10 protein-coding genes and 2 pseudogenes are annotated in these 11,498 nt (G+C 70.8%); 10 read left to right on the top strand and 2 right to left on the bottom strand.

Translation table 11 applies throughout. The features are described 5' to 3' along the window. Positions 1-606 (bottom strand): hypothetical protein, encoded by a 606-nt coding sequence (locus H9L22_RS11325; RefSeq protein WP_187720018.1) that lies wholly within the window; start codon positions 604-606, stop codon positions 1-3. A gap of 157 nt (positions 607-763) precedes the next feature. On the opposite strand from H9L22_RS11325, the gene H9L22_RS11320 reads away from it, so the two are divergent. Together H9L22_RS11320 and H9L22_RS11315 are read left to right on the top strand one after the other, a co-directional pair. Further along, entirely contained in the window at positions 764-1,381 is a 618-nt protein-coding gene (locus tag H9L22_RS11320; RefSeq protein WP_187720017.1) for a hypothetical protein, read from the top strand. Beyond that, positions 1,336-1,752 (top strand): hypothetical protein, encoded by a 417-nt coding sequence (locus H9L22_RS11315; protein ID WP_187720016.1) that lies wholly within the window; start codon positions 1,336-1,338, stop codon positions 1,750-1,752. The genes H9L22_RS11320 and H9L22_RS11315 overlap by 46 nt, the downstream gene beginning before the upstream one ends. Before the next feature lies 1 nt (position 1,753). On the opposite strand, the gene serC is transcribed toward H9L22_RS11315, so the two are convergent. Beyond that, positions 1,754-2,860 (bottom strand): phosphoserine transaminase, encoded by a 1,107-nt coding sequence (gene serC / locus H9L22_RS11310; RefSeq protein WP_406707784.1) that lies wholly within the window; start codon positions 2,858-2,860, stop codon positions 1,754-1,756. Between the two features lie 109 nt (positions 2,861-2,969). On the opposite strand from serC, the gene nagA reads away from it, so the two are divergent. From nagA to nifJ, 8 genes and pseudogenes are all read left to right on the top strand, one after another. After that, positions 2,970-4,124, top strand: a complete 1,155-nt coding sequence (gene nagA / locus H9L22_RS11305) for an N-acetylglucosamine-6-phosphate deacetylase (protein ID WP_187720015.1) — start codon at positions 2,970-2,972, stop codon at positions 4,122-4,124. 96 nt (positions 4,125-4,220) lie between these two features. Then, positions 4,221-4,730: a metal-dependent transcriptional regulator gene (locus tag H9L22_RS11300; protein WP_455431964.1), complete on the top strand. Its 510-nt coding sequence runs from the start codon at positions 4,221-4,223 to the stop codon at positions 4,728-4,730. Next, positions 4,727-4,909, top strand: coding sequence for a hypothetical protein (locus H9L22_RS18925; RefSeq protein ID WP_226966374.1), 183 nt, complete (start codon positions 4,727-4,729; stop codon positions 4,907-4,909). The genes H9L22_RS11300 and H9L22_RS18925 overlap by 4 nt, the downstream gene beginning before the upstream one ends. Next, on the top strand, positions 4,902-5,054 hold the full coding sequence (locus H9L22_RS11295) for a hypothetical protein (protein ID WP_187720014.1): 153 nt from the start codon (positions 4,902-4,904) through the stop codon (positions 5,052-5,054). Before H9L22_RS18925 ends, H9L22_RS11295 begins: the two co-directional genes overlap by 8 nt. Next, positions 5,051-5,632 (top strand): class I SAM-dependent methyltransferase, encoded by a 582-nt coding sequence (locus tag H9L22_RS11290; protein ID WP_187720013.1) that lies wholly within the window; start codon positions 5,051-5,053, stop codon positions 5,630-5,632. Before H9L22_RS11295 ends, H9L22_RS11290 begins: the two co-directional genes overlap by 4 nt. Before the next feature lie 132 nt (positions 5,633-5,764). Beyond that, entirely contained in the window at positions 5,765-6,124 is a 360-nt protein-coding gene (gene trxA, locus H9L22_RS11285; RefSeq protein WP_187720012.1) for a thioredoxin, read from the top strand. A gap of 177 nt (positions 6,125-6,301) precedes the next feature. Then, a pseudogene (locus tag H9L22_RS11280) lies at positions 6,302-7,938 on the top strand (NAD(P)-binding protein). Further along, positions 7,935-11,497: pseudogene (nifJ, locus tag H9L22_RS11275) on the top strand (pyruvate:ferredoxin (flavodoxin) oxidoreductase). Before H9L22_RS11280 ends, nifJ begins: the two co-directional pseudogenes overlap by 4 nt. The last annotated feature ends 1 nt before the right edge of the window (position 11,498 follow it).

The raw sequence follows: 11,498 nt of genomic DNA, 5'->3' as shown, positions 1-11,498 counted from the left end.
CTACACGGTTCCGATGGCCAGGATGTCGAGACGCTCGTCGCCCTCCGCGGCGGCGAGCACCTCGACGATCGGCCCGACGAACGCCGCCGTCTCGGCGGTCAGCTCCGGCAGCTCCAGGATCGGCCGCAGATGACGCAGCACCTCGACGGCGTGCAGATGCTTGGCGTAGCCGACGACCTGGCCGGGCAGCGGCGCCAGCGGGATACCCAGGCGCCGCTCGGCCAGCGACCGGAGCGCATGGTCGGAGCCGAGACCCAGCGTCGCCAGCTCCCACTCGACACGGTCGAGCAGGTCCTCGTCGTAGTCGACGGCCCTGCTCGCGGGGCCAGTTCCGCGAGCCAGACGTGCAGCAGGCGCCAGCAGGGGGTGACCCGCTCCGAAGAGACGAAGCCGCCCGACAGCAGCGCGTCGACGTCGGCCGTCGACGGCCGCCCGGGTCCACCTCCGTGGCCGGGTCGCGGCGCAGCAGCGGCCCGAACCACCGCCGTCGCTGCGGGGGCGCCTCGGAGTAGTGGGCGCGCGCCGCCTCCCGGAGCCGCCCGGCGAGTGTCTCGTCAGCCCCGAAGATGTCGCGCACGTCGTTGATGCCCAACGCGTAGATGACAAGCCGCTGCATGCAGCCACGCTAGCGGCGGCGTACCATCGGCACCGTGAATCCGAGAACCCGACGCCTGATCGTTACGAGCGTGCTGGTGGCGCTGGTCGTCCTCGCCATCGCGGGGGGAGTGTGGGGATTCGGACAACCCTGAATATGCTGTCCCCGATGAACACGACGGGTAGGGCGATCGCGGCCGGGCTGACGCTCGGGCTCGCGGGGGTCGCCGTCGCCCCGTTGGCCGCCGCCGACATCACCCCGCCCGACGACGCCACGCCCGCGGTCGGCATGGCCTGGGACACCACCCGCGACGCCCTCTGGCTGGCGGGCCCGGGGGTTGCGAAGGGCGAGATCGTCACCACCGACGGCGTGGCGCTGAGCATCAGCGCCGAGCCAGTCTCGGTGCAGGCGCTCGCGTTCCACGAGGGGCGCATCTGGCTCGGCGACATCGGCGACCCGGACGGCGACCGCGACTTCATCGTCGTTTACCGCTACGGCGACGCCGACTCCGGCCCCACCAACTACCAGGCCTACGACTTCGTCTTCCCGGACGGCGCCCCCAACGCGACGGCGCTGATGATCTCCGGCAAGGGCCGCATCTACCTGGCCACCGACGGCGACGACGCTGGCATTTACCGTGCGCCGTCCGAGCCGTCGCGGCAGGACATGAACCGCCTCACCCGCGTCGCCGACGCCCCGAGGGCGTCACCGACGGCGTCTTCCTCGACGACGGCACCACCATGGCGCTGCGCACGGCGGAGGGCATCGAGTACATCGACGCGATGACCTGGAAGCCGACCGTCACCGACACGCTGATCGGGGCGCCCGACGACGAGTCCATCGCGGCGGGCCCCGACGACGTCATCTACGTCGGCGGCAACCCGGTGGTGCGGGAGACCGACGTGCCGTCCGCGGACCGCACGACCGACGTCGAGGCGACGGCGTCACCGTCGCCCAGCCCCTCCACGAGCCCGGGCGCCGATCCGTCCGCGAGCCCGAGCGCGTCGCCCACGGCCACCCCGACGGCGACAGCCACCACCGACCCGGGGCCGGGCAGCTCCGGTGCCGCGGGTCGTCGCGGCACGCTGACGGCGCTGATCATCGCCGGCGGCGTCGCGCTGGCTGCCGGAGCGGTGACGTTCTTCTACCGCCGCTGACTCAGGCCAGGGCCCCGATCACGTAGTCGAGGCAGCCGACCAGCGCCTCCACATCAGCCGGGTCGACCGACGCGTAGCAGCCCACCCGCAGCTGGTTGCGGTTCAGCGCCCGGTACGGGTCGACGTCGACGATCCCGTTCATCCGCAGCGCCGCGATTACGGCCTTGGCATCGATCTCGTCGGCCAGGTCGATCGTCGCCACCACGGGGGAGCGGAACGCCGGATCGGCGACGAACGGCGACGCGAAGTCGCGCGACTCGGCCCACGCGTACAGCGTCGACGTCGACTCGGCGCAGCGCGCAGCCACGGCCTCCATGCCGCCCAGCTCCAACATCCAGCCCAGCTGGTCCTCCAGCAGCAGCAGCGTCGCCAGGGCAGGCGTGTTCAGCGTCTGGTTCAGGCGCGAGTTCTTGACGGCGACCGTGAAGTCCAGCGTTTCCGGGATCCACCGGCCCGACGCCTTGATCCGCTCCGCCCGTTCGATGGCTGCCGGCGAGGCGAACGCCAGCCACAGCCCGCCGTCGGAGGAGAAGTTCTTCTGTGGGGCGAAGTAGTAGACGTCCGTCTCGGCGATGTCGGCGTCCATGCCGCCCGCCGCCGACGTGGCGTCGATCAGCACCAGGCCGTCGCCGATCCGGCGGACCGGCGCCGCGGCACCCGTCGACGTCTCGTTCTGCGCCCAGGCGTACACGTCCGCGTCGCCCGCCTCGGGCAGCGCGACCGAACCGGCGGGCGCCTCGGACACCGCGGGCGCCTCGAGGTGCGGGGCCCGCCCGGCGGCCGAGGCGAACTTGCGGGAGAACTCGCCGAACACTCCGTGCGCCGAGCGGCGCTCGATCAGCGAGGAGACGGCCAGGTCCCAGAACAGGGTGGAGCCGCCGTTGCCGAGGACCACCTCGTAGCCCTCGGGGATCCGGTACAGCTCCGCCAGGGACTCCTGCACCGCGCGCACGAGGCCGCGGACCGGTGCCTGCCGGTGCGAGGTGCCCATGAGGTCGCCGCGCATCGCCAGGTAGTCGAGCGCCTCGGGGCGCACCTTGGCGGGGCCGGAGCCGAAGCGGCCGTCGACGGGGAGGAGGTCGGTGGGGATCTGGATCTGCACGGCCACATCCTACGACCGACCCGCCGCGGGCCCCGGCGGCCCGGGTGACGGTGAAACGCGCAGTGCCGCAGCCCACAGGCGGCGCGATCGACGCCGCTGCGACTACCTTGGGGCCATGCCCATCACCCAGCTGCAGGTTGCCCACGCCGTCACCCCCACCGGAGTCGTCGACGACGCCGTCATCACCATCGCCGACGGCCGGATCGCCGCCGTCGCGCCGGGCGGCCAGGGTGCGGACGGCGGCGCCACGGCCGGCCTGTGGGCGGTGCCCGGCTTCGTCGACACCCACAGCCACGGCGCCGTGGGGATCGCCTTCGGCAACCCCGACGTCGAGGCCAACCGCCGCGCCATCGCCTACCACCTGACCCAGGGCACCACCACGATCTTCGCCTCCACCGTCACCGAACCGATCGAGAAGCTGGAGGCGCAGCTGCGGGTGCTGCGCGGGCTGCACGCCGCGGGTGAGCTCGGCGGCATCCACCTCGAGGGCCCGTTCCTCGCGCCCGAGAAGAAGGGCGCCCACGACCTGGCCCTCCTGCGCGATCCCGACGCAGAGTCGGTCGAGCGCCTCATCGCGGCCGGCGGCCCTGCCCTGAAGATGATCACGCTCGCGCCCGAGCGGCAGTTCGGCGAGGAGGCGACCCGCCGCTTCGTCGAGGCCGGCGTCAAGGTCGCGTTCGGCCACTCCGACGCCGACGAGGTCACCTGCGCCCAGCAGATCGAGTGGGGCGCCACCATCGCCACGCACCTGTTCAGCGCCATGCGCTCCATCCACCACCGCGAACCCGGCCCTGTGCCGGTGCTCCTCGTCGACGAGCGCGTGATGGTCGAGCTCATCTGTGACGGCGTCCACCACGCCCCCGTCATCGCCGCGATGGCGATCGAGGCGGCAGGGCCCGGGCGGGTGGCGCTGGTCACCGACGCGATGAGCGCCACCGGGCACGGCGACGGCCGCTACATCCTCGGCGAGCTGGAGGTTGACGTCGAGGACGGCACCGCCCGCCTCGTGACCGCCGACGGCTCGCAGGGCGCCATCGCCGGCTCCACCCTCACCATGGCCAAGGCGTTCGAGTTCGTCGTGCAGCAGGTCGGCGTCAGCATCCCCGACGCGGCTGCGATGGCCGCGACCACGCCCGCCGCGTTCCACGGCCTCGACGAGGTCGGCCGACTGGCCCCCGGGCTGTTCGCCGACATCTGCCTCGTCGACGACGACGGCGTGCTGCACGGCGTCATCCGCCGCGGCGAATGGGCCGTCACGCCCGCAGTCTGAGCTGCGGCGACGACCGGCCCGGAGCCCCGGGTCGGTTGCCGAGAGGCCGGTCGGGCGTCGGCGTCCGCGTCTAGGATGGGGCGCGAAGGGGTGACGATGAGCGACCTGATTGATACCACCGAGATGTACCTCCGGACGGTCTACGAGCTGTTGGAGGAGGGCGTGCAGCCACTGCGTGCCCGCATCGCGGAGCGGCTCCACCAGTCCGGGCCCACCGTCTCGCAGACCGTCGCCCGCATGGAGCGCGACGGGCTGCTCGTCGTCGAACCCGATCGCACCATCCGGCTGACCCGCAAGGGCGGGACGCTGGCCCGCGACGTGATGCGCAAACACCGCCTTGCCGAGTGCCTGCTCACTGAGGTCATCGGCCTCGAGTGGGACAAGGCGCACGAGGAGGCCTGCCGCTGGGAACACGTCATCTCCACCGACGTCGAGCGGAGGCTCGTGCAGATCCTGCAGGCGCCCACCACCTCCCCGTACGGCAACCCGATCCCCGGGCTGCAGGAGCTGGGCGTCGAGACCCCCCAGGTCCGCTTCCGGGAGGGGTGGAGCCGCTCGCCGACGTCGTCGCCGACACCCCGCGCACCTTCACGCTGCGGCGCATGAGCGAGAACCTCCAGGCCGCCGCCGAGACACTGGCGACCCTGGCGGCGGCCGGGCTCAGACCGGGCGTCCAGTTCACGGCCGTCAAACGGACCGACGTGATCGCCCTCACACTCGACGGGGCCGTCGTCGAGCTTGATCCCTTCGCCGCCGAACTGCTGTTCGTGGGGGCCGATGAGTGACCTGATCGCACGCGGACCCGGCTCGATCGAGGCGGTGGTGTCCCGCGCGCGCGGCGGCGACCATTCCCCCTACGAGTGGCTCGCCCGTTCGGTGTCGGGGTCCGCGGCCCTGGTGCTCGACCTCGCCTGCGGGCCGGGGCCATGATCGACCGCCTCGCCCGCCCGGGCCGGACGGTGATCGGCCTGGACCGCTCTCCCGGCGAGCTGGGGGAGGCCCGTGCCCGCGGCCGTGGCCCCCTCGTGCGCGGCGACGCCTTCTACCTGCCGTTCGCGGACGGCTCCCTCGACGCCGTCGTCAGCGCGCTCGGGCTGGCGGTCGTGGCGAACCGCCCCCGCCTTCTGGCCGAGGTGGCGCGGGTGCTGCGTCCCGGTGGCGTGTTCGCGGCGCTGACGCCGTCGCTGCGGCCGGTCAGCGTCGAGGAGCTGCGGCTCGTCGGACGGCTGGCCAACCAGTTGCGTTTCCCGCCCCACCTGCCCGGCGTCACCGAGTTCAAGGCCAAGCCGGCGCTGGCCGCCGCCGGCCTGACCAAGGCCGAGGACAAGCGCGCCCGCTACTACTACGAGGTCCGCACCCAGGAGGACGCGCGCATCCTGCTGGAGGGGCTGAGGGGCACCGTCGACGACGCCCGTGCGGCCGGCGCGGTCGAGACGCTGGTGTCGTGGGCAGGCGGCGAGGCGCTGCGGGTGCCGATGCCGATGCGGCGGATCATCGCGATCAAGTAGCCGCTCCGCTTGGTTCCGGGGGCACCTCCGGATACTCTGGGGGGTATACCTGGTTCAGGTTTCGGCGGGAATATTCCGCCGGCCTCGAATGTTGAACTGTAAACGAACGTGAGCCCATGAAAGGGGTTTCTGATGGCGACCATCGCCCTGACCGCTGAGAACTTCGAGAGCACCGTGAAGGACAACGGGATTGTCCTCGTCGACTTCTGGGCCGACTGGTGTCAGCCGTGCAAGCGCTTCTCGCCCATCTACGAGGACGCCTCCGGCCGCCACGAGAACGTCGTCTTCGGCAAGGTCGACACCGAGGACGCGCGCGACCTCTCCGCCGCGCTCGAGATCCAGTCCATCCCCACGATCATGGGCTTCAAGGAGGGCAACCTCGTGTTCCGGCAGGCCGGCATGCTGTCCGGCGGGCAGCTCGACTCGCTCATCGAACAGATCGAGGCGCTCGACATCGAGACTGAGAAGGCCAAGGCCGCCGGCCAGGCCTGATCCTGGAAGCGCGTACCCGCCCCACGGCGGGTATGCGCTTTCCTGCACTCGCGCTCAAAACCTCCCGGTTCATTTAAGGGAGGTTTTTTGCGTCAAATCCTTAGGTAAAGGCGGGCGTCACAGCGCATCCCGAGCCCTCTACGATGACGTGTAGTAGTGACTCGAGAGGGGACGGCGATGAAGCCCGAACGCAAAGATATGACGGTCCACCCTGACCTCAGCCGGGGGAGGGGCGAGTCGCCCCGGTGCGGTCGCGCAAGCCGATCTACCTCGACATGCTGCCGCCGTGCAACGCCGGCTGCCCGGCCGGCGAGAACATCCAGGAGTGGCTCCGGCTCATCAAGGCGGGCGAGGCCGAGGCCGCCTGGCGCCAGCTCGTCAGCGACAACCCGTTCCCCGCGATCCACGGCCGCGTCTGCTACCACCCGTGTGAGACCGCCTGCAACCGCAAGGACCTCGACTCCGCCGTCTCCATCCACTCCGTCGAGCGCTACCTCGGCGACCTGGCCATCGAGAAGGGCTGGCAGTTCCCGAAGCCGCGCCGCAGCTCCGGCCGCCGCGTCATGGTCGTCGGCGCCGGCCCGTCCGGCCTGTCCGCCGCCTACCACCTGGCGAAGATGGGCCACCACGTCGAGATCTTCGACGCCGGCGACCTGCCCGGCGGCATGATGCGCTACGGCATCCCCGAGTACCGGCTGCCGCGCGATGTGCTGGACGCCGAGATCGACCGGCTCCGCGTGCTCGGGGTCGTGTTCCGCCAGAACACCCCCATCAAGGACCTGCTGGCCATGCAGGCCGAGGAGAACTTCGACGCCGTCTTCGTCGCCGTCGGCGCGCACATCTCCAAGCGGGTCGACATCCCCTCGGCCGACGCCTCCCGCGTCGTCGACGCCGTCAGCTTCCTGCGTGACGTCGCCTCGGGTGAGCGGCCCGTCATCGGCCGCAAGGTCGCTGTCTACGGCGGCGGCAACACGGCCATGGACGCGGCCCGCGTCGCCCGCCGCCTGGGCGCCGAGGAGTCCGTCGTCGTCTACCGCCGCACCCAGGAGCAGATGCCAGCGCACGAGGAGGAGCGCGAGGGCGCCGAGACCGAGGGCGTGAAGATGAACTGGCTGCGCACCATCACCTCGATGGACGACGCCGACCTGACCGTCGAGATCATGGAACTCGACGACGACGGCAAGGCCGTCGGCACGGGCCGCTACGAGAAGCTGGCCGCCGACACCGTCATCCTCGCGCTGGGGCAGCGGGCCGACACCGACTTCCTGCACGCCATCCCCGGCATGAGCTTCCACGACGACGTCGTCGACGTCGATCCCCACTCCCTCATGACGGCGGTGCCGGGCATCTTCGCCGGCGGCGACGCCGTCCCGTCCGACCGGACCGTCACGATCGGCGTCGGCCACGGCAAGAAGGCCGCCCGCCGCATCGACGCCTGGCTGAACACCGAGGAATGGGTCACCCGGCCCAAGCACGACGTGGTGACCATCGACCAGATGAACCTCTGGTACTTCGGCGACCACGCCCGCAGGCAGCAGGTCGAGACCGCCGCCAACGAGCGCATCGAGGGTTTCGGCGAGATCGTCGCCGGCCTCACCGACGCCGAGGCCGACTTCGAGGCCAGGCGCTGCCTCAGCTGCGGCAACTGCTTCGAGTGTGACGGCTGCTTCGGCGCCTGCCCGGAGGATGCCGTCATCAAGCTCGGTAAGGGCAACCGTTACCGATTCGACTACGAGAAATGCACCGGCTGCGCCACCTGCTACGAGCAGTGCCCGGTGCACGCCATCGAGATGATCCAGGAGGACAAGCGATGAAGGCCATCATCGACGGCAACGAGGCCGCGGTCGACGTCGCCTACCGGCTGAGTGAGCTGTGCTCGATCTACCCGATCACGCCCAGCTCCACCATGGCCGAGCTGGCGGACGAGTGGGCCGCCCACCGCCGCCCCAACATCTGGGGCCAGATCCCCACCGTCATCGAGATGCAGTCCGAGGGTGGGGCCGCCGGCGCCATGCACGGCGCGCTGCAGGGCGGCGCGCTGTCGACGACCTTCACGGCGTCGCAGGGCCTGCTGCTGATGATCCCCAACCTGTACCGGATCGCCGGCGAGCTCACGTCGACGGTGTTCCACGTCGCGGCCCGCTCGCTCGCGACGCAGGGCCTGTCGATCTTCGGCGACCACCAGGACGTCATGGCCATCCGCCAGACCGGCGTCTGTCTGCTCAGCTCCGCCTCGGTGCAGGAGTCGCACGACATGGCCGCCGTCGCGCACGCCGCGACGCTGCGCGCCCGGATCCCGTTCGTCCACTTCTTCGACGGCTTCCGCACGTCGCACGAGCTGAACACGCTGACGAAGATCAGCGACGAGCAGCTGGCCGCACTCATCCCGCGGGAGCTGATCCTGCAGCACCGCGCCCGGGCCCTCAGCCCGGCCAACCCGTTCATCCGCGGCACCGCGCAGAACCCCGACACCTACTTCCAGTCCCGCGAGAGCTCCAACCCGTACTACCTGCGGGTGCCGGAGATCCTGACCGGGGTCATGGACGAGTTCGCACAGCTCACCGGTCGCCGCTACAACCTGGTCGAGTACCACGGCGCGCCCGACGCGGACCGCGTCGTCGTCGTCATGGGCTCGGGCGCCGAGGCGATCGGCCCCGTCGTCGACCGGCTCAACGCCGACGGCGCCAAGGTGGGCGTCATCCAGATGCGCCTCTACCGGCCGTTCCCGACCGAGGCGTTCCTGGCGGCTCTGCCCGCCACGGCACGTCGCGTCGCCGTCCTCGACCGGACCAAGGAGCCCGGCGCGTCCGGCGAGCCCATGTTCCTCGACGTCACCAGCGTGCTGGCGGAGGCCGTCTCCACCGGCCGGCGGGAGAACCTGCCGGTCGTCATCGGCGGCCGCTACGGCCTGTCGTCGAAGGAGTTCACGCCGGGCATGGTCACGGCCGTCTACGACGAGCTGGCCGCCGAGTCTCCCCGTCCGCGTTTCACTGTCGGCATCAACGACGACGTGACGCACCTGTCGCTCGACTACGACGCCAGCGTCGACCTCGAGGATCCGCAGACGCTGCGGGCCGTGTTCTACGGCCTCGGCTCCGACGGCACCGTCGGCGCCAACAAGAACACGATCAAGATCCTCGGCTCCTCCGACGACACGTTCGCGCAGGGCTACTTCGTGTACGACTCGAAGAAGTCCGGCTCGCGCACCGTCTCCCACCTGCGCTTCGGCCCCAACCCGATCAAGGCTCCGTACCTGGTGAACCGGGCCGGCTTCATCGGCTGCCACCACTGGTCGATCCTCGAGCGCGTCGACGTGCTCGAGTTCGCCCGCCCCGGCTCCACGCTGCTGATCAACTCGCCCCACGGCGACGACACCTGGCACCACCTGCCGGCGCCCATGCAGCGGCGGATCATCGAGCTCGGGCTGAACGTCTACCAGATCGACGCGGGCAAGGTCGCGCGGGCCGCCGGGCTCGGCAGCCGCACCAACACGATCCTGCAGACCTGTTTCTTCGCGATCTCCGGCGTCCTGCCGCGCGAGGAGGCGATCGAGAAGATCAAGACGGCGATCACCAAGACGTACGCCCGCAAGTCGGCCGAGGTGGTCCGCAAGAACCACGCCGCCGTCGACACCGCTCTGGCCGACCTGCACAAGGTCGAGGTGCCGGAGGTGGAGACCTCCGCCCACGGGTTCATCCCGCCGGTTCCGGCCGACGCGCCGGAGTTCGTGCGCACCGTCACCGCGACGATGCTGCAGGGCCGCGGCGACGACCTGCCCGTCTCTGCGCTGCCCGACGACGGCACCTACCCGTCCGGCACCACGAAGTACGAGAAGCGCAACATCTCCGACATCGTCGCCGAGTGGGAGGCCGAGAGCTGCATCCAGTGCGGCAACTGTGCGTTCGTCTGCCCGCACGCGGTGCTGCGCGCCAAGTCGTACCCGGACGGCGAGGCGGAGGGTGCGCCCCCGGCTTCGTCAGCGTGCCGCTGAACGCGGCCGGCCTGCCGCAGACCCGCTACACGCTGCAGGTCTACGTCGAGGACTGCACCGGCTGCGGCCTGTGTGTCGAAGCCTGCCCCGTCAAGCCGATCGACCAGCCGTCGCGCCGGGCCATCAACCTCGTGCCGAAGCTGGAGCGCGAGGATGACCGCAAGGCCATCGAGTTCTTCGAGCAGATCCCGTACAACGACAGGGCCCGCGTCGACTTCGGCACCGTCCGCGGCACGCAGTTCCTGGAGCCGCTGTTCGAGTTCTCGGGCGCCTGCTCCGGCTGCGGCGAGACGCCGTACCTGAAGCTGCTGTCGCAGCTGTTCGGTGACCGGGCGACCATCGCCAACGCCACCGGCTGCTCGTCGATCTACGGCGGCAACCTGCCGACGACGCCGTGGGCGAAGAACGCCGCCGGCCGCGGCCCCGCCTGGTCGAACTCGCTGTTCGAGGACAATGCCGAGTTCGGGCTGGGCATGCGGCTCGCCGCCGACCTGCACCACGACCTGGCGGCCACCCGGCTCGCGCAGCTGCGTGACGAGGTGGGCGACGACGCGCTCGTCGACGCCATCCTGGACGCCCCGCAGCAGCACGGCTCCGAGCTGGCGGCGCAGATCGAACGCGTCGACGTCCTCAAGGAGCGGATCGCCGGGCTGACCGGTCCCGCAGCCGAGGACCTGAAGAGCGTGGCCGACCACCTGGTGCGGCGGTCCGTGTGGATCGTCGGCGGTGACGGCTGGGCCTACGACATCGGCTCTGCCGGAGTCGACCATGTGCTGGCCTCCGGCCGCGACGTCAACGTGCTGGTGCTCGACACCGAGGTGTACTCCAACACGGGTGGGCAGGCGTCGAAGTCCACGCCGCTGGGCGCCGTCGCGAAGTTCGCCACCGGCGGCAAGCAGACCAACAAGAAGGACATGGCCATGCAGGCCATGGCGTACGGCTCGGTGTATGTGGCGCGCGTCGCCATGGGTGCCGATCCGCAGCAGACGCTGAAGGCCTTCCGGGAGGCGGAGGCCTACGACGGCCCGAGCCTGATCATCGCCTACAGCCACTGCATCGCGCACGGCTACGACATCCGCAAGGGTCTCGACCAGCAGTACAAGGCCGTCAACTCCGGCCACTGGCCGCTGATGCGCTACAACCCGGTGCTGCGCGACATGGGCAACAACCCGTTCCTGCTGGATTCGCCGCGGCCGCGCATGTCGCTGTCGGCGTACCAGTCCGCCGAGCTGCGCTACAAGGTGCTGAAGGCGGCGGACCCGGACGAGTCGGCGCGGCTGGTGTCGCTGGCCCAGGAGCAGGTCGACCGGCGCTGGGCCGAGTACGAGGAACTTGCGACGCGGGGGGCTGACCAGTTCGCCGCCGACACGAGGAAGGACTGAG

This window comes from Tessaracoccus defluvii (assembly GCF_014489575.1).
Lineage (GTDB): Bacteria > Actinomycetota > Actinomycetes > Propionibacteriales > Propionibacteriaceae > Arachnia > Arachnia defluvii.
The sequence above is the reverse complement of the archived record's forward strand: the minus strand, read 5'-3'. Positions and strand labels throughout refer to the sequence as shown.

Bases quoted from the DNA above. Each gene is read 5' to 3' on its own strand.
- H9L22_RS11320 (WP_187720017.1), top strand. From the start codon at position 764: ATGAACACGACGGGTAGGGCGATCGCGGCCGGGCTGACGCTCGGGCTC.
- H9L22_RS11315 (WP_187720016.1), top strand. From the start codon at position 1,336: ATGGCGCTGCGCACGGCGGAGGGCATCGAGTACATCGACGCGATGACC.
- nagA (WP_187720015.1), top strand. From the start codon at position 2,970: ATGCCCATCACCCAGCTGCAGGTTGCCCACGCCGTCACCCCCACCGGA.
- H9L22_RS11300 (WP_455431964.1), top strand. From the start codon at position 4,221: ATGAGCGACCTGATTGATACCACCGAGATGTACCTCCGGACGGTCTAC.
- H9L22_RS18925 (WP_226966374.1), top strand. From the start codon at position 4,727: ATGAGCGAGAACCTCCAGGCCGCCGCCGAGACACTGGCGACCCTGGCG.
- H9L22_RS11295 (WP_187720014.1), top strand. From the start codon at position 4,902: ATGAGTGACCTGATCGCACGCGGACCCGGCTCGATCGAGGCGGTGGTG.
- H9L22_RS11290 (WP_187720013.1), top strand. From the start codon at position 5,051: ATGATCGACCGCCTCGCCCGCCCGGGCCGGACGGTGATCGGCCTGGAC.
- trxA (WP_187720012.1), top strand. From the start codon at position 5,765: ATGGCGACCATCGCCCTGACCGCTGAGAACTTCGAGAGCACCGTGAAG.